This window comes from Romboutsia sp. CE17, from assembly GCF_012317385.1.
In the GTDB taxonomy this organism is placed as follows: Bacteria; Bacillota; Clostridia; order Peptostreptococcales; family Peptostreptococcaceae; genus Romboutsia_E.
In genome coordinates this window covers 1,136,381-1,154,835 of sequence record NZ_CP051144.1, presented here as the reverse complement: position 1 = coordinate 1,154,835, position 18,455 = coordinate 1,136,381, and the positions used below count along the sequence as shown (strand labels likewise).

At 28.2% G+C, this 18,455-nt stretch carries 19 protein-coding genes; 2 read left to right on the top strand and 17 right to left on the bottom strand.

The annotated features are described in order from the left end of the window. From HF520_RS05480 to HF520_RS05460, 5 genes are all read right to left on the bottom strand, one after another. On the bottom strand, positions 1–1,458 hold the full coding sequence (locus HF520_RS05480; protein WP_207711031.1) for an aminoacyl-histidine dipeptidase: 1,458 nt from the start codon (positions 1,456–1,458) through the stop codon (positions 1–3). Positions 1,459–1,605: 147 nt separating this feature from the next. Continuing rightward, positions 1,606–3,006, bottom strand: a complete 1,401-nt coding sequence (locus HF520_RS05475; protein WP_168573061.1) for a YfcC family protein — start codon at positions 3,004–3,006, stop codon at positions 1,606–1,608. 476 nt (positions 3,007–3,482) lie between these two features. Beyond that, positions 3,483–4,613: an AI-2E family transporter gene (locus HF520_RS05470; protein WP_168573060.1), complete on the bottom strand. Its 1,131-nt coding sequence runs from the start codon at positions 4,611–4,613 to the stop codon at positions 3,483–3,485. Positions 4,614–4,840: 227 nt separating this feature from the next. Beyond that, complete coding sequence (locus HF520_RS05465) at positions 4,841–5,587, bottom strand: hypothetical protein (RefSeq protein ID WP_168573059.1); 747 nt, start codon at positions 5,585–5,587, stop codon at positions 4,841–4,843. A 311-nt stretch (positions 5,588–5,898) separates the two neighbouring features. After that, a complete protein-coding gene (locus HF520_RS05460; protein WP_168573058.1) occupies positions 5,899–6,927 on the bottom strand; it encodes an ABC transporter substrate-binding protein in 1,029 nt (342 codons plus the stop codon). Between the two features lie 164 nt (positions 6,928–7,091). Between HF520_RS05460 and HF520_RS05455 the strand changes: the two genes are divergently transcribed. Beyond that, positions 7,092–7,721, top strand: coding sequence for a hypothetical protein (locus tag HF520_RS05455; protein ID WP_168573057.1), 630 nt, complete (start codon positions 7,092–7,094; stop codon positions 7,719–7,721). Between the two features lie 141 nt (positions 7,722–7,862). On the opposite strand, the gene hcp (HF520_RS05450) is transcribed toward HF520_RS05455, so the two are convergent. The 8 genes from hcp (HF520_RS05450) to HF520_RS05415 form a co-directional block, all read right to left on the bottom strand. Continuing rightward, a complete protein-coding gene (hcp, locus tag HF520_RS05450; protein WP_168573056.1) occupies positions 7,863–9,536 on the bottom strand; it encodes a hydroxylamine reductase in 1,674 nt (557 codons plus the stop codon). Positions 9,537–9,704: 168 nt separating this feature from the next. Next, positions 9,705–11,432 carry a hydroxylamine reductase gene (gene hcp / locus HF520_RS05445; RefSeq protein WP_168573055.1) on the bottom strand — a complete coding sequence of 576 codons (1,728 nt, stop codon included), beginning with the start codon at positions 11,430–11,432 and terminating at the stop codon, positions 9,705–9,707. 195 nt (positions 11,433–11,627) lie between these two features. Then, positions 11,628–11,816 (bottom strand): DUF1858 domain-containing protein, encoded by a 189-nt coding sequence (locus HF520_RS05440; protein WP_168573054.1) that lies wholly within the window; start codon positions 11,814–11,816, stop codon positions 11,628–11,630. Between the two features lie 44 nt (positions 11,817–11,860). After that, positions 11,861–12,148 (bottom strand): cupin domain-containing protein, encoded by a 288-nt coding sequence (locus tag HF520_RS05435; protein WP_168573053.1) that lies wholly within the window; start codon positions 12,146–12,148, stop codon positions 11,861–11,863. A gap of 14 nt (positions 12,149–12,162) precedes the next feature. Continuing rightward, positions 12,163–12,399, bottom strand: a complete 237-nt coding sequence (locus tag HF520_RS05430) for a hypothetical protein (protein WP_243155207.1) — start codon at positions 12,397–12,399, stop codon at positions 12,163–12,165. A 12-nt stretch (positions 12,400–12,411) separates the two neighbouring features. Beyond that, complete coding sequence (locus HF520_RS05425; RefSeq protein ID WP_168573052.1) at positions 12,412–13,047, bottom strand: hypothetical protein; 636 nt, start codon at positions 13,045–13,047, stop codon at positions 12,412–12,414. Between the two features lie 286 nt (positions 13,048–13,333). Beyond that, positions 13,334–14,224 (bottom strand): fumarylacetoacetate hydrolase family protein, encoded by an 891-nt coding sequence (locus HF520_RS05420; RefSeq protein ID WP_168573051.1) that lies wholly within the window; start codon positions 14,222–14,224, stop codon positions 13,334–13,336. A gap of 19 nt (positions 14,225–14,243) precedes the next feature. Then, the gene (locus HF520_RS05415; protein WP_243155224.1) at positions 14,244–14,450 is read right to left on the bottom strand and encodes a UxaA family hydrolase; all 207 of its coding nucleotides are present in this window, start codon (positions 14,448–14,450) and stop codon (positions 14,244–14,246) included. Between the two features lie 173 nt (positions 14,451–14,623). Between HF520_RS05415 and HF520_RS05410 the strand changes: the two genes are divergently transcribed. Next, positions 14,624–15,322: a YczE/YyaS/YitT family protein gene (locus tag HF520_RS05410; protein ID WP_168573050.1), complete on the top strand. Its 699-nt coding sequence runs from the start codon at positions 14,624–14,626 to the stop codon at positions 15,320–15,322. A gap of 52 nt (positions 15,323–15,374) precedes the next feature. On the opposite strand, the gene HF520_RS05405 is transcribed toward HF520_RS05410, so the two are convergent. From HF520_RS05405 to HF520_RS05390, 4 genes are all read right to left on the bottom strand, one after another. Continuing rightward, positions 15,375–15,755 carry a MerR family transcriptional regulator gene (locus HF520_RS05405; protein WP_168573049.1) on the bottom strand — a complete coding sequence of 127 codons (381 nt, stop codon included), beginning with the start codon at positions 15,753–15,755 and terminating at the stop codon, positions 15,375–15,377. A gap of 24 nt (positions 15,756–15,779) precedes the next feature. Continuing rightward, positions 15,780–16,898: an aldo/keto reductase gene (locus HF520_RS05400; RefSeq protein WP_207711030.1), complete on the bottom strand. Its 1,119-nt coding sequence runs from the start codon at positions 16,896–16,898 to the stop codon at positions 15,780–15,782. 29 nt (positions 16,899–16,927) lie between these two features. Next, a complete protein-coding gene (locus HF520_RS05395; protein WP_168573048.1) occupies positions 16,928–17,467 on the bottom strand; it encodes a flavodoxin family protein in 540 nt (179 codons plus the stop codon). Positions 17,468–17,701: 234 nt separating this feature from the next. Next, positions 17,702–18,112: a cupin domain-containing protein gene (locus HF520_RS05390; RefSeq protein ID WP_330586312.1), complete on the bottom strand. Its 411-nt coding sequence runs from the start codon at positions 18,110–18,112 to the stop codon at positions 17,702–17,704. Between the last annotated feature and the right edge of the window lie 343 nt (positions 18,113–18,455).

The following is an 18,455-nucleotide window of genomic DNA, read 5'->3' as shown; positions in this document are numbered from 1 at the left end:
CTACTTTATGTTCTTTAATATAGCAGTTAAGTATTCCCAAGTTCTTTGAGTTGATGGGATATCTAAATGTTCATTTGGTGTATGAACATCATATAGGTTTGGCCCTATAGATATTGCCTGTGCTCCTTTTATAGCATCTAATAAAAGTCCACATTCTAGTCCTGCATGTATAGCACTTATTACTGGTTTTTTCCCTGTAACTTCTTCATAAGTATTAACACATATTTCTTCTAGTTTTGAGTCTTTAGCGTATTCCCATTCTGGGTAGTCATCTTCTAATTCTAATTTAACTCCTAATAGGTTACATAATAAAGTCATTTTAGTATTTATTACATCTTTTAAACTTTTTACTGAACTTCTTGTAGCAAACTCAAATACTATCGCATCTTCATTATTATGAACAACACCTAAGTTTGTTGAGCTTTCTACTAATCCTTTTATATCCATACTCATTGTTTGAATACCAGCAGGCATTAAATTTGTTAATGCTATATATTTATCTCTAACTTCATTAGTTAATGCTTTTTCATAAGAAGATTCAGATGTATGAGTTAATATATTTACTTCTGGATCAGAAGTTTTAAATTCATTTTTGAATATTGATAAAATGTTTTTGATTTCTTCTTCAACTATTACAAGGTCTTTTTGATTTATTAATATAGTCGCTTCAGCTTCACGAGGTATGGCATTATTTTTAGCTCCACCACTAACTGATACTAAGTCAAAATCAACGTTAGCATTATTTAATAGGTGATTTAAAATTCTTCCCATAAGGATATTAGAGTTTGCTCTTTGCTTATCTATTTCCATTCCAGAGTGACCGCCTTGTAGTCCTTTAACATCTATTGTATAAGCTATTTTATCACTATCAACAGACTTAAACTCTTTATCTAGAGTAACTACGGCAGTAACACCTCCAGCACAACTTACTGTTATAGTTCCTTCTTCTTCTGAATCTATATTAATTATATATGTACCTTTGAATAAATCACCATTAAGAGTCATTGCTCCAATCATACTTTCTTCTTCATCAGCTGTGAAAACTACTTCAAGTGCAGGATGAGGAATGTCATTAGATGCTAATATTGCAAGTCCCATAGCAACTGCAATACCATTATCTGCTCCAAGAGTTGTATCAGTAGCATATAAATAATCCCCTTCTACTCTTAATTTAATTGGGTCTTTTTCAAAATCATGCTCTGTTCCTTTGTTCTTTTCACAAACCATATCCATATGACCTTGTAATATTACTACTGGACTGTTTTCATATCCTGGTGTAGCGTCTTTTTTGATTATAACATTTAAGTTTTCATCTTGGATTGACTCTAATCCTAAACGCTTACCTTCATTTACTAGATAATCGCTTATTCCCTTTTCATTTCCTGAACCTCTTGGTATTTGGCTTATCTCCCCAAAATACTTAAATACTAATTGTGGATTTAAATTTTCTACTTTCATAATAACCTCCCTTTTGTTTCTATATTAAATTAATATATTTTATAAAAAGGAAACTGAAATTACTCAGTTTCCTTTTTATTTTTATTTAGTGTTATGCTTTAGTATAACTTTAACATAACTTTAGTCTAAAATTTTCAAATTATTATTTTATAAAAGTATCATAGCTATTGATAAAATAATTGCAGAAGATACAAATACAGCTGCTATTACTTTACTTACAAATTTAACCCAAGTCTCAAAGTCAACTCTAGCAATAGCTAAAGCACCCATTATAACACCACTTGTAGGTGTTACGAAGTTTACTATACCGCTACCTGCACTGAATATTGAAACTATAACTTCCGGAGCAAATCCTAAACTAACTGCAAGTGGTCCAAATATAGGCATTGATAAACCAGCTAATCCAGAAGTAGATGGTATAAAGAATGATAAAATCATATATATTATTAAAGCAACTATAACGAATATTATAGGTGACATTCCTGTAAGCATAGATGATGCTGCATTTAATACATAGTTATCAAGTCCTGTAGAACTCATTATTACAGATATTCCTTTAGAAACACCTATTACTAATGCAACACCTACCATGTCAGCTGCTCCATTCATAAATGAACTTACTATTTCTTGTTCTTTCATTCCATAAACTAGACCTATAATAACAGACATTATAGCAAACCACATACTAAGTTCTGAGAACCACCAATTACCTAATGATGATCCATTTAAGAAATCAGTTTTTGTAAATATAGTTACTCCAAATTCTTCCCAAGGTATTATTCCTAATACCATTACTATAAATGTTAAAGCGAATAAAGATAAAACTATTTTTCTTTTACCTGTAAATTCAATAACTTCTTCTTTGTTACCTAAGAAAGCTTCTTTAGCTTCGTTGAACTCTTTATCAGATAATAATGAGTTTGCTTTGTCAGCTTTAACTTTTTTAGCATAACTCATAACAAAGTATGTAGATATAGCTAATGATGAAAGCCATAAAGCTACTGCTGTTCCTATGATTATAACTTGGTTTGCTTCGATTCCAACTCCATTTAATGCTCCTATACTTGTTGAAACTAAGAATGGGTTAACAGTAGAACCTAAAACTCCAGATCCAGAACCAAGTATTAAAGTTGCAACAGATACAAGTGGATCAAATCCTGCTACTATCATAGTAGTTGTAACTAATGCTGCGAATGCAATAGTTTCTTCAGCCATACCAAAACTAGTACCACCTAAAGAAAATATAAACATTAATACAGGTATTAACACAAGTTCCTTACCTTCTAATTTTTTAACTACAGATCCTATTCCTGCATCTAAGGCACCTGTTTTAGCTGTTACTCCTAAGAAACCACCGATTAATAAAACAAATATAGCTATATCAATAGCTTCATTTAACCCATTTATTGGGGCCATAACTAAATCAGAAAATTTAGCTGCTGTTATATCAGGTATAAATTGTGTTGCTAGTGCTATTAAAGCAGTTATTGATAATAACACTGTATACGCTGATGGTAATGAAAAACTTTTCTTTTCTTTTTTACTCATACGACATACCTCCTGATGAAATTTTTATATAAAGTATTTTAATATCTTTGTATAAATTCTAACATATTCCCAAAAAAAGTCAAAAATTGTTTTTTTAAGTAAAAAAATAAAATTTTATAAAAAAGTAATATAATTAATATAATTTACATAAAAAATATTAGTATATAAAAGATGTACTAGTATTTTTTATGTAATAAAAATTATTTACAGATAATTTTTATTTTTCTTCAAATTCTATATTTTATTTTTATTTAATAACTATGTTAACAATAGCTATCAAGTATATCTTTAATGATTGTATTTTTTCCGTTATTACATAAAAAATGCTTTAAAACAGTATTTTATATTGTATGTTAAATATCATTATTCCTACTAGGTATTTTATAAATATATGAAAAGAAAAAGATAAAAATATCCTAATTTATGGTATTTTCCTCTTTTTCTTTAATATTATAATCTCACTTCTCTTGTAATATTCAATTATATCTTTTTTTAATTCTCTCATTTATAAAATCTGATAATAATTCATACCCTACACTTACTAAAGGCATTCCTAAAACCATACCTATTACTCCAAATAAGTTCCCTCCTACAATTATAGCTAATAAAATCCATAATGGTGAAAGCCCCAATGAATTTCCTACTACTAATGGATATACAAACTTTCCATCTAACTGCTGAATCGTAATTATTAATACTAAAAATATTATTACTGCTCTCGGTTTTACCATAAAAATTATAAATGCTGATATTATAATACCTACATATGTTCCAAATATAGGTATAAAATTTAATATTGGAATCATTATACTTATAAGTAATGCATATGGTATTTTAAAAAGTGAAAAAACTATAAAAAATACAGTACCTAATATAAGTCCATCTGCAGATTGTCCTATTATAAATCTAGAAAATTTATGATTAGTTAATCTTAGAATATATATTATCTTTTCACAATTCTCTTTACTAAAAAATGCATATAAAAATTTATTAAATTGTAATTTTAAAGTTTCTTTGCTTACTAAAATATATATTGAAATTATAAATCCTAAAAATAGATTCATAAAAAAACTAGTTACCCCAACTGTAAAATTAAATAAATTAGAGATAAACATATTTATAATGTTTCCAATATACATTATGCTTTTTTGAATAATAGATTGTATATCAAAGCTTATTTTATTAATAAAACTTAAATTTTTTAAGTTCTTTGTTATGTAACTTTGAAGTTCATTCATATAATTAGGTATATTATCTGCCAAATTCATTATATTTTTAATTAGTTCTGGTGCTATATAATGTATAAAAACGCTAAGTAATAATATAATTATGATAAATGTCAGAATTAATGCTGTAGGCCTAGATATCTTTTCAAATTTTTTATATTTTTTACATATAGGCTTTAGTAACTTCTCTTCTATTAATTTCATGGGTAAGTTGATTAAAAATGCTATAACTCCTCCTATGATGAAGGGCTTAAATGCTGTGATTATTCTACTTACTATACTTTGTATTAGTGTTGGCTTTATTATTAGCATAAGAAGTACGATTATATAAGTTGATATTATAAGCTGTTTTTTTAATTTTAAATCTTTTAATATATTCATTGGCTCCTCCAATAAAATGCTTATTTCATTATCTTTTATATTGTCCAAAAAATCATTATAAAATCCATATTTTGTTAGTTTTGTATTATAAATAAAAAAGATAGCTAATCATAATATAATCAAATTATGATTAGCTATCTTTTTAAATTAAATATTATTTCTTAACTATATCTTTATCAAATGCATATGCCATTACACAGTATTGGTAATCAGTCTAATGGTTACATTTACCCCTTAGCATACTTAAGCGGTACGTCAGGATCTGCCTTACTATTTACTATCTCTATATTGCTAAGGTCTATGTAGTTTTTCATACTAGATGTCAGCGGACTATCTATTTTAAATAAATCTTGTCCATCTTTTGAATCTCTATCAATTAAATCATATTCTATACTCTGGCTAATTTCTCCATTAGTTAAAATCTCTCTTTTTAATAATTTATTACTCTGCTTATCTATGTATAAATTATGATTTTTGCTTGAATATTTAATGACTTTATCAGAATCTGTATATGATGATTCCCAATTAATATCTAAGCCTGATTCAATATCATCAATGAAATAAGACTCTACCATAGACATTTTTAATAATTTTTTATTTTCCTCAATTGCATCTGGAGCAAGATCTTGTCTTAATCCTGAATATATTCCATTATCTGCTCCTATTGATATTGCCTCTTCTCCCTCATTTAATACTAGTATTCGAGAAATTAATTCTCCATTTTCATGATAATGGTCTGTCTGGTCTAACATTCTTTTAGTATCTCTATACATATCAACATACTCTCCACTAGAATATGTTATTCTAACATGGTCTATACCATCTGTTTTTAGTATGTTTTCATAGCTAGCTTTAACAATCTCTTTATTTTTAACTATTTCATTACTATCATAATTAGCTTTACCGATAACGACGCTTGATCCAATTACTAGTCCAATTATCGCTATTGTGCTTATCTTTTTATTTATTAACATAATTCCCCCCTTTTAACACTCTATAAATTTTACACTTCATAAGTCAGTTATTAGCTTATTTATATTATAGCTGACTTAATTTATAATGTTAACTCTTATTATGTAATATTATAAATAATTATTTTCTATGATAAGCATTTGCTAGCATCCATATATTTAATTTATCGGTAATAATCGAAAAATAAATATTTCTGTTGCAAAAATAAATTTAATCAACTAAATTTATACTTAAATAATCAAAAGGTAGTGTCTATATAAAAAAGAGCCTTAGAAATAAGGCTCTTTAATTTACTTTACATATTAATTAAATATTATTTATTATTAACTGCATTTTCAGCAAACTCAGTTGTAACTATTTCAGAGTATGGAGGTCTTTCATCTAATTCTCCAGCAGTTTCCATAACCTTCATTAGATTATTTAAACTTTCTTCAGATAAAATAGGATCTGAGCACCAAGCATCTATTTCTCTATATTTTTGAGCAACTATTATTAAATCTTCTAGTGAGTTATCAGTAAAGAATGGCTGCATAGCTTTAGCTACTTCTTCATCACTAGCAGTTTGAATCCATTGTTGACCTTTATATAAAGCATTAGTAAATCTTTGTACTAAGTCTTCATTTTCACTCATAAAAGATTTTGTAGCAGAATAAGCAGTAAATGGTATTTCACCAGAATCTGCACCAATTGAAGCTACTATATATCCTGCACCTTCTTTTTCAAGTTGACTTGCTGTTGGTTCAAAAGCTGTAGTATAATCTGCTTCACCTGCAGCAAATGCACCTGCCATTACGCCAAATTGAACATCAGTTCTTACGTTGACCTCTGCACTTGGATCATCTTCTCCAATATTAAGACCTGCATTTTTTAGAACATATTCAAATGTCATTAAAGGTACTCCACCTTTTCTACCGCCAAGTACCTCTGATCCTTTTAAATCTTCATAACTAAAATCATCATTTTTCTCTCTTGATACTAAGAAACTACCATCTCTTTGAGTAAGTTGAGCAAAGTTTATAGCATAATCTTTACTACCTTGATTGTAAACATAAATAGATGCTTCTGGTCCCATAAGACCTATATCTGCTTCACCTGAAATTAAAGCTGCCATAGTTTTATCTGCACCTTGTGTATTAATAAGATCTATCTCAATTCCTTCTTCTTCAAAAAAACCTTTAGTAATAGCTGCATATTGTGGAGCATAAAAAACTGAATGTGCCACTTCTGCTATGGTTATTTTGTCAAGTTTTTTTGCTTCAGTTTTATCTTGTTGATTGCAACCTGTAAAACCTACTAAACCAATTGCCAAAGAGCTAATTATAGTTACAATTTTCTTTAACATACTTATCCCCCTTATATATATCAGATACTATATATTATTATTACAAGCTAGTACTTGTTACTGTATAGTTTGTTTAAGTAATATTTAAGTTTAATCTTTATTAAAAAAAGGAAAATTATATTCAATGTTGAAAGCCTTATTATAAGTATTTAAGGAGGCGTATTATGAGTGTATATAATAAAAAAAATTATAATTATGAATATGATGTTTTAGGTAATTTCTATAAAATAAATAATACTGATATAACATTTAGAAATATATTAAATATAAAAAGGAAATATATATCAACCTCAAATATAGATGCAACTTTTATAATAACAAATCCTCAAAATTCTAGTTTAATTGATAAAGCTGAAATTCCAAGCTTTACTGTGGATGAAATTATTAATAATAAAATGCCTATAATTCTTAACCCATGTACTATGGGAAAGAAAGAATTCTATATAATGAAAGCTATGGATGATATGAATTTGAATAATATTAATGTATTGTCTTTATCTGATATAGTTAGTAAAAATAAGAAGGACTTTATATATAAAGAAGGGCTTTTTAAAGAATTACACGAAAATACCCCTTACCTACATTCTATTTTTGACTATCATAGAAAGGATTGTTCTTTTTTTCTAAATAAAAAATCTAATGTAATATGTTCTTATGATAATATAAATGATTTGTCAGCAAAAGCTAAGCATTTTTTTAGTAAAAATAATATAAAGATAATAGATTTGAAGAGAGAAAAGTCATCACTTAAGGAAAATTATTTGAGGACTATATATAATTCTTTTTCAAAATAAAATATTTATAATAAAATATTTATATTGTTTATAGTTTTAGCTTCTAAAAAAATAAACGAGATTTATTATTAGATAACTTAAGTCATACTAAAAGACAGTATCAAATTATGATACTGTCTTTTTATTAGTTATTATTATTTTTTATACTCCTTGTTGTAAACAAGATTTCAAATCATCATCAGGTGTACTTATAGTTCTTAAATCAAATGTATCTACTAAATATTGAAGTACATTTGGACTTAAAAATGCAGGAAGTGTAGGTCCTAAGTATATTCCTTTTATACCTAGTGATAATAGTGCTAGTAAATCTGCTACTGCTTTTTGTTCATACCATGATAATATTATAGATAATGGAAGTCCATTTACACTTGTTCCAAAAGCATCTGCAAGTGCTGTGGCTATTCTAACAGCTGAATATGCATCGTTGCATTGACCAACATCTAATAGCCTTGGAAGCCCTGCTACTTCTCCAAAGTCTAATTTATTAAATCTATATTTACCACATGCTAAAGTAAGTATTACACAATCCTTTGGTACCTTCTTAGCAAATTCAGTATAGTAATTTCTACCTGGTCTTGCTCCATCACATCCTCCTATTAAGAAGAAATGTCTTATTTTACCTTCTTTTACTGCATTGACTATAGTTTCTGCATGACTTAAAGTAGCATGATGACCAAAACCAACTAATATCTCATGTGGTTCTTGATCTTCTTCATATCCTCCAAGCTCTAGTGCCTTATTTATTATTTCACTAAAGTCTTTTTTTCCATCTTCATTTTTTCCTATATATTTGACTCCATCCCATCCTACTACACTTGTAGTAAAGATTCTATCTTTATAAGTTTCTCTTGGTCTCATTAAACAGTTAGTAGTCATAAGTATACATCCTGGTATACCATCAAATTCTTTTTGTTGATCTTGCCATGCACCACCAAAGTTACCTACTAAATGAGGGTATTTTTTTAGTTCGGGATAACCATGACATGGTATCATTTCACCATGTGTATATATGTTTATTCCTTTGCCTTCTGTTTGTTGAAGTAACATTTCTAAATCTTTTAAATCATGACCTGATACTATTATAAAAGGACCTTTTTTAACATGTACATTTACTTTATGAGGAGATGGATTTTTATAAACTGTAGTGTTAGCTTCGTCTAATTTTTTCATTACAGCAACACTCATATCACCAGTTCTCATAGCCCATCTTATTAATTCTTCTACATCTAAATTATCATCAGTTATTGCTTCAAGTGCTCTTACATAAAAATTATCAACTTGATCATCATAAAATCCTAGTTCTCTTGCTTGATGACCATAAGCGCTTATTCCTTTTAATCCATATAATATAGTCTGTCTTAATGAACGAATATCTGGATCTAAACTTTGATCGTACATTATCCCAGCTTTTTTAGCATCCTTAAGCATTTCTGCTTTTGTATCACTTAAGTTATATGTAGCATGATCTGTATTATTTTTTATACTTCCAACTTTGCTTCTTAAATTTTCTTTTATTTTTTGAGATTCTCTTAACATTTCTACATGTACATCTGCATCAAAGTTTACATTAGTTAATGTAGTAAATAAACTATTTTCAATAAAACTAACTATATCTTTATCTACATTTTCACCCTTTTCAACAAGCTCTTTTGCATAACAACTTATACCTTTTATTTGGTATATAAGTAAATCTTGTAGTGCTGCTATTTCTGGAGTTTTACCACATACACCCATTTTAGTACAGCCCTTACCTCCTACCGTTTGCTCACATTGATAACAAAACATAGGATATTCTATTGCCATGTTATTCTCCATAGATTAAATCTCCTTTTATATTTTATATACTCTTATATAATTCCCTTATTTCAAAAAAAATATAATTCATAGCAATTGAAGATTTTATAAAAATAAAAAGAGAATATAGTATCCCCTCAGTAAATAGGTCTATATTCTCTATATTTTTATTCTTTTAGTATGTTATATTTATCCTAAGAACATTTTTAAATCATCTTCAACGTTAGTTATTCCACCGATACCAAAGTTTTCAACTAAAACTTTAGCTACATTTGGTGATAAGAATGCTGGTAAAGTTGGTCCTAAGTGTATATTCTTAACTCCTAGGTATAATAATGATAATAATACTATTACGGCTTTTTGCTCATACCAAGCTATATTAAATGCTATTGGTAATTCATTTATATCATTAAGTTCAAATACTTCTTTTAATTTAAGTGCTATAAGAGCTAATGAGTAAGAGTCATTGCATTGACCTGCATCTAATACTCTAGGTATTCCATTTATATCTCCTAAGTTTAGTTTATTGTATTTATATTTTGCACATCCTGCAGTAAGTATTACTGTATCTTTTGGTAACTTTGAAGCAAAATCAGTATAGTAATTTCTAGATTTAGCTCTTCCATCACATCCAGCCATTACGAAGAATTTCTTTATTGCTCCACTTTTAACTGCTTCTACTACTGCATCTGCAAGTGCAAATACTTGGTTATGTGCAAATCCACCTACTATTTCTCCAGTTTCTATTTCTGTTGGAGGAGCACATTTTTTAGCTTGTTCTATTATTTCTGAGAAATCTTTGTTATCTTCACTTATACCTTTTATATGTTTAACTCCTGCAAATCCAGCTGCTCCTGTAGTGTATATTCTATCTTTGTAGCTATCTTTTGGTGGTACTATACAGTTTGTAGTCATTAATATTGGACCATTGAAGCTTTCAAATTCTTCTTTTTGTTTCCACCAAGCATTTCCGTAGTTTCCTGCAAAGTGAGAATACTTCTTAAATGCTGGATAGTAGTGAGCTGGTAACATTTCAGAGTGAGTATAAACATCTACTCCAGTTCCTTCTGTTTGCTTTAATAATAACTCTAAATCTTTTAAGTCATGTCCTGATACAAGTATTCCTGGGTTATTTCTAACTCCTATGTTAACTTTAGTTATTTCTGGATGTCCGTAAGTTCCAGTATTTGCACTATCAAGTAGTGCCATACCATCTACACCTACTTTACCAGTTTCTAAAGTTAAGGCTATTAATTCATCTATAGATAAGCTATCATCTAAAGTTTTAGCTAAAGTAGCTTGCATAAATGCATTTATATCTTCGCTATCATAGCCTAAAGCATTAGCATGCTTCATGTAAGCTGACATACCTTTTAAACCATATGTTATAAGCTCTCTTAAACTTCTTATATCTTCATCTTTAGTAGCTAATACACCTACTTTAGTTGATTTTTCATCTAGTAATTTATCTATATCAGCAGATACTTCTTCTTTTCCACTTCCAAGTATAGCATCCTTTATTTTAGCTAAAATACCTACTTTTACATCCATGTCTTCCTTTGAAGTCGCATTCCATAGTGCTGCTTCTGATAAGTTTTCTTTATTATCCAGCTTAGATAATAAATCTTCTTTAGTACTTAAAGTTTCTTTAACTCTTGCATAGAATACTGCATCATCAAAGTTAGCATTAGTTATTGTAGTAAATAAGTTTATAGTTATTAAGTGATTAACATCTTTACTTACTTCTTTACCTTCTGCTCTAAGTCTTGTTGTTACTTCTGATAATCCTTTAGTTGTATATATTAATAAGTCTTGCATTCTTGCTAGATCAGGTGATTTACCACAAACTCCAAACTTAGTACATCCTGTGCAACCTGCTGTTTCTTGGCATTGATAACAAAACATTTTATTTTCCATAATTATTCCTCCAAATATTTAATGTTCATTTTGTATACACATTATATATATAAACTAATATAATTTCCGTAACATAGGTTACATTTTTTAAATTTGTAATTTTTTTTAATTTATATTAAAATAAAAATAATCTTAGACATTTATAATAAATGTACTAAGATTATTTAACAAAAATTATATATATTATTTTAATGTCTATTTACTAGAATTAAGCTTTTCTAAAACTTCTTCTAAGTTTAAGTCGTGTATAAAACATGCTTGTTCCAAAGTTTCCATTGAAGAAGATGGACAACCTAAGCATCCCATACCAAATCCCATAAGAATATCTGCAGCCTTTGGATTTGTTTCTAATATTTCACCTATAGTATTGTCTTTTGTTATCATATCTTAAACCTCCTTTATTTTATACCTAAATTTATATAATATAGCTATTTTAATATAGTAACTACTACTTTACTAGTAACTCTTGCTATTACATTATGTTCTATTCTTGCATCAAATGGTAAAAAGTCTCCTTCTCTTAATTCAAACTTCTCACCAGTTACAAATTCCATATCCACGATACCGCTTAAAACTTGAATACTTGCATATCCATTATGAGAGTGATTAGGAAGCCCCTTACCTTCTTCAAATTTAAAGAATAATGTTTTGTACTTTTCATTATCTACTAAAAATTCTCTATTTGTTTCTATTTGATTAATATTTATAGGTTTCATGCTTTCGCCTCCGATTATAGATACTTATTTTCTAAACTTTCTAAAATTGATATGTTTCTATCTTTGACCTCTGTGTTATTATTTTCAAAATTTAAGCATTCTATATCAATTTTTTCTAATATCTCTTTATCTAATTCTCTTTGTGCAAATTTATATATAACTCTATCTTCTTTATCTATATGTCTTTCTAGTAAATGAGTATAAGAAATTGCATTTGCTATTATATACTTGCTCTCCTTCTGATGTCTCATCTCTATTAGTAATTATTTTTTCTTAATGACCATAGTTTCGCCATCTATTTCAACATACTCAAAGTCATTATTTACTTCATTTACAAAAGCTTTTATCCATAAGCTTCTTAAAGAGTAGAATGTATTAACATCTATGCCTTCTTTACCCCATATATCTTGGTGTACACATATTCTTCTCTTCCACTCTACCTTTTCATCTTCTGATATAATAACTTCATTTACTCTATCACATGGCATACCATCTAATATATAGTCATTTACACTATAATATATCTCTGATGCATTTGTAATAGTTTTAGATTCTTTTACTTCTTTGGCAGCTTTTATACCTTGTTCAATATATACTTCTTCTAATTTTTTTAATGAATTTTCGTCATTTTCTAGTATCGCCTTAGTCCATGATGCCATTCTACCTTCGGCAGAATGTATTTTACTTTGTAACCATCCATGAATGTTATTTGTATCTATCATTTCTTCTAGTTTTTTGTTTGGAAGTTTTTCTCCATACTTTAAGTTAATTTCACTGCTTAACTTTTCTATATTTAAACCTTCACTTTTTGCTAGTTTTATTATTTCTTCTTCTAAACCTTCAAACCATAATATTTTGTTGAATAACCAATAATGTATTTTCCCTAAAAATAAGCTCATTATAATTTCCTCCTCTTTAGTTAATGTGTATTTTATACACTCATTTAAATTTTATCTTCTAATTAATATGTTTATATTATATGATAATATTTTTTAAATATCTGTAACATAAGTTACAGTTTTTTATTAAACTTAAGACATAATAAAAGACAGTATCAAATTATGATACTGTCTTTTATTTGTCTATTTTATTTATAGTCAAGATTGCCATTTTTATCAAAAGCTGTAACTACAGGTGTTAGCCATTTTCCTAACATAATAGTTTCCTCCTTAATAATTTATACTTTTACTTAACTACATTTCTTAATACTCCAATTCTTTCTATTCCACACTCAACTATATCCTTAGATTTCATATACTTTGGAGGATTAAATCCCATGCCAACTCCTGAAGGCGTACCTGTAGCTATAATATCCCCTGGTTCAAGTGTCATTCCTGTTGAAATTTCAGATATTATACTAGGTATATCACTTAAAAGATATTTTGTATTTGATTTTTGCCTTATTTCTCCATTTACTTTACTATAAATGTCTAACTCTATTGGGAATGGAATTTCTTCTTTGTGTACTATGACTGGTCCTAATGATGTGAATGTATCTAAGCTCTTTCCTCTATACCATTGAAGATGTTGCTGTTGTAAGTCTCTTGCTGAAATGTCATTCATTATTGTATAACCGAATATATAGTCTTTAACTTCTTCTTTACTTATATTCTTACCTTTTTTACCAATTATAACTGCTAATTCAACTTCATAATCTAATTCATCTGTAAAATTATCATTTTCTATATAGTCGTCATTTCCAATTGCTTCTACAACTCTTTTTGAAAAATATACAACTTTTTTAGGTTCTATAAATTCACCTTTTTTGAAACTATTTTTTGTTTCATTTAAATGCTCTTGATAATTTACTCCTATGCATATAATATCGTGCTTTGGTTTAATTATAGGTGCACATATATCTATACAATCTAAACTATATGTTTTTACATTATTTTCATCAAAATTAAAATTTTTAATTATTTCTATATCTTTATCACTTATATTTTCTATTAGATCTAACATATCATCATAGTTTTTTGATAAATTTAAATCATTTATATCCACTACATATTGCTCATTTTTTAGTAGTACTCCTACTTTTACTTTTTGGTTATTCTTAAAGCTCATAAATTTCATATATCAATTCTCCTAATTTTTATGCGTAGTTACATACTCTTGCTATTGCAATTTCCATAAAGCCAAGAGATTCAGCTTTTGTTTTCTTTCCATTTGCTACTTCTAATAGCATTTTTAATAAATCATCAGTTAATTCTTCCATAGTCTGTGGACCATATATAACTGGGCTAGCATCAAAATCTATATTGTCTTCCATATTTTTGAAAGTATCTCTATTTCCTGTAATCTTTATTACTGGAGATATAGGATTACCTGTTGGTGTACCTCTACCTGTAGTAAATACAATGTCAAGTAATATTCATTTATTAAATTTATTATAAATTTTAGTTATAGTTAAAATATATTTCAAGTATTAATAATATTATGAGGATATACTTTCACTCTAAAGGGGGTAATACTTTGAAAAGTTTTATTAAAACTACTTTTCAATTATTTTTTGGATACTTTCTCTATGGATTAGCTATAGTTTTTATGCTAAATGCAAACATAGGATTATCACCATGGGATGCATTTCATCAAGGTTTATCAATCAAAACTGGTATAACAGTTGGGCAAGCATGTATATTTGCAGGTACAATTATTGTTATTTTAGATGCCATTTTAGGTGAAAGTGTTGGATGGGGAACTATTACTAATATGATTTTTGTCGGTGTATTTGTCGATACTATAAATATGCTAAATATTGTACCTCACTCTAATAATTTCTTTATAGGACTTATAATGCTACTTATTGGGCTAGTTCTAGCTGCAGTTGCTACTGTAGTTTATTTAAGTGTAGGTCTAGGAAGTGGTCCTCGAGATGGTCTTATGTTAGCACTTCATAAAAAAACAAATTTACCAATTAAAATTATTCGTGCTATTATCGAACTTTTCGCCCTATTTTTAGGCTGGTTACTTGGTGGTACTATTGGAATAGGAACAGTTATCAATGCACTTTTTCTTGGATATGCAATTCAAATTGGCTTTAGTATTATTAAAATAAATCCAAAAGATATTAAACATAAATCAATTACAAGTGATTTATATGTAGTAAAAAAATTTATTTTTGCTAATATTATTAATAAAAATACAAATGATAATAATTCTGATGAAGAATAGCTCCTAATTATGCTAGGAGCTATTTTTATATTTATAAGTTACGATTTATTAATTATCTATTTTTTAAATCTTCTTCTTTTGCTATGAATTTTTCCTCATATCCATCAATTTTAGCATCTAATCTATTTAAGGTTTCCTTCATTTCTTCAATTCTACCTATTAACTGACTTCTCTGCTCTACTAAAAGTTGCTTTCTAGCTTTAATAGTTGAGTTTCCCTGTTGGAATAGTTGAACATATTCAGTCAATACTTCAATAGATAGTCCAGCGCCTCTCATACATTTAATAAATTCTACCCATTTACAATCTTCTTCTGTAAAATCCCTGATTCCACTTTTATTTCTATTTACTGGAGGAATCAGTCCTATCCTTTCATAGTAGCGAAGTGTATCTGCTGATAGATCATATCTTTTGCTCACTTCTGTAATTGTCATATGTTAATGCTCCTTTTAAATTTTCTAAACTTCAAATACTTTTGCCACATCTTTTAAGCGTTCTGTTATTTTAATATGTTGTGGACAGCTTTTCTCGCATTTTTTACATTCAATACAATCTGATGCCTTACCATAATTTTTTGTATAATTATCATAGTACATACCTTGTGTTGAAAAACCTCTATTTAAAGCTTGTTTTTCTGCATTATAAAGTGCAAAGTATTCTGGAATTGCAATATTTTTTGGACATCCATCTACACAATACTGACATGCAGTACAAGGCACTAATATAGCTTCATTTATTATTTCAACTGCTTTATTTACAATATCATATTCTTCTTTATTAAATGCTTTAAATTCTTGCATATATCCAGTATTATCTAGTAATTGCTCAATAGAAGACATACCACTTAGTACCATCATTACATTATCAAGACTTGCTGCATACCTAATTGCCCAAGATGGAACTGACATATCTGGATGATAGTTTTTAAATAATGCTTCTGCATCTTTTGGTATATTTGCAAGTGTTCCGCCTTTTACTGGCTCCATAACTATAACTGGCTTATTGTGTTTTGTAGCCACTTCATAGCATTTTCTAGACTGAATACTTTCATTTTCCCAGTCTATATAATTAATTTGTAACTGCACAAAGTCTACTTCTGGATGTGCTGTTAATATTTCATCTAATAAATCAGCTGTATCATGGAACGAAAAACCAATTTTTTTAACCTTACCTTCTTCTTTCTTTTGCTGAATAAATTCAAAAGCATCGAATTTTTTAGCAATTTCATAGTGTGAAACTCCTAGATTATGAAGAAGGTAATAATCAAAATAATCTACACCAGTTTTTTCTAACTGCTCATTAAAAATTCTTTCTAAGTCTTCTTTTTTCTTTAAAAACATAGTAGGCATTTTTGTAGCTACTGTAAAAGAATTTCTATCATGACGTTTTACTAATGACTCTCTAAGTGCAATTTCACTTACAAAGTTATGATACATATATGCTGTATCAAAGTAAGTAAATCCTCTTTCTAAAAAAGTATCCACCATTTGATTTAACTGTTCAAAATCAATCTTTGTTACATCCTCACTATCGCTTACTGGTAAACGCATAAATCCAAATCCTAATTTCTTTTCCATAATTATTACTCCCCCTTTATTATTTTCCCTTATACTAATTTACCCATAGTATAAGCTTCATCCATAGCTTTACTTCCCTTTATATCACCTTTATCCCAAGCACCTGTACCATAAATTATACCTTTTTCTTTTGCTCCAGGTAAACAGTCCATAAATCCTCTAAATCCTTCAATAGTTCTCTCTAATAACTCCTTGCCTTCATCTGCTGCTGTTATTATTATATAAAAATCCTTATTTTTAATTTCTGTATATCTTGCGAATGTTCTATCGATTAAAGTTTTCACCTGTGCATCCATAGTATAGAAATAAACTGGTGATGCCATTACAATTACATCTGCTTCTATCATTTTTTCTAATATTTCTGCCATATCATCTTTATGAATACAGACACCATTGTTTCTCTGACATGAGCCACATGCTATACAGTAATTAATTTTTTTATCACCTAAAAATATTTTTTCTACGCTATGACCTTCTTCACTAGCTCCATTTATAAATTGATCACATAATATTTCAGAGTTTCCATTTTTTCTTGGACTTCCTGATAATACTAACACTTTTTTATTCATTTTTGTATCCCCCTTTAAATAGTCTATAAGTTAATCATAGTACTTGGAGTTAACTCTAAGTCAATTCTTTTTTTATAAATTTAAATTCATCAGAAAAACTTTGGAATTTTTATATTTAAGCTTCCAAAGCTTTTTTGTTAATTTTCTGATTTTTTATTTATAATTAATTATATATCTATTTTATTGATTTAATATAATTTTCATTGTAAATTGCTTTACATTAATATATACAGCTTATTTTAACTTTGCATAAGTTTCCTCATCAACTGCTTCTAACCATTCGTTAGATGAACCTTCTGCTGGTACTTCTACTGCAAGATGTGTAAACCAACTATCACATGCTGCGCCATGCCAATGCTTAACTCCTGGTAAAATATTGACTACATCTCCTGGGTTAAGTTCTTGTGCTTCTTTTCCCCATTCTTGATAATATCCTCTTCCGCTAGTTACTAATAATATCTGGCCACCCTTGTGATGAATATGCCAGTTATTACGACATCCTGGTTCAAAAGTTACATTTCCAATTGGTACTCCTTCAGTTGTTAACATTTTTAAGTATGCTTGACCAATAAAGTACTTGCTAAACATTTCAGGTAGTTTATCACCTATTTCAAATATTGCTCCGTTGTTTGAATTATTTTCCAATATATTTACCTCCTTATGTTATTCCTTTTTCATTTTAATGTACTGTTTGTCAATATTCTCATGATCTAGTATTATATAGTTTACAAGTTAATCTTAATACTTAGAGTTAACTCTAAGTCAATATTTTAATAGAAATAAATTTTAGATACCCTAGATCAAAAAATACGACCCCCCTTATTTTTTATCAGGTAAGGCTGGATACCATGTATATGAAAGTATAAGTATGAAAAATATGGAATTTGTGGATATGGATTATTCTCGAATGGCTATTTCTGAGATTAATGAGAAAATCTGTTGTGAATGGGTATGAGCTTGATTTTCAATATTTTTATAGATATGATAT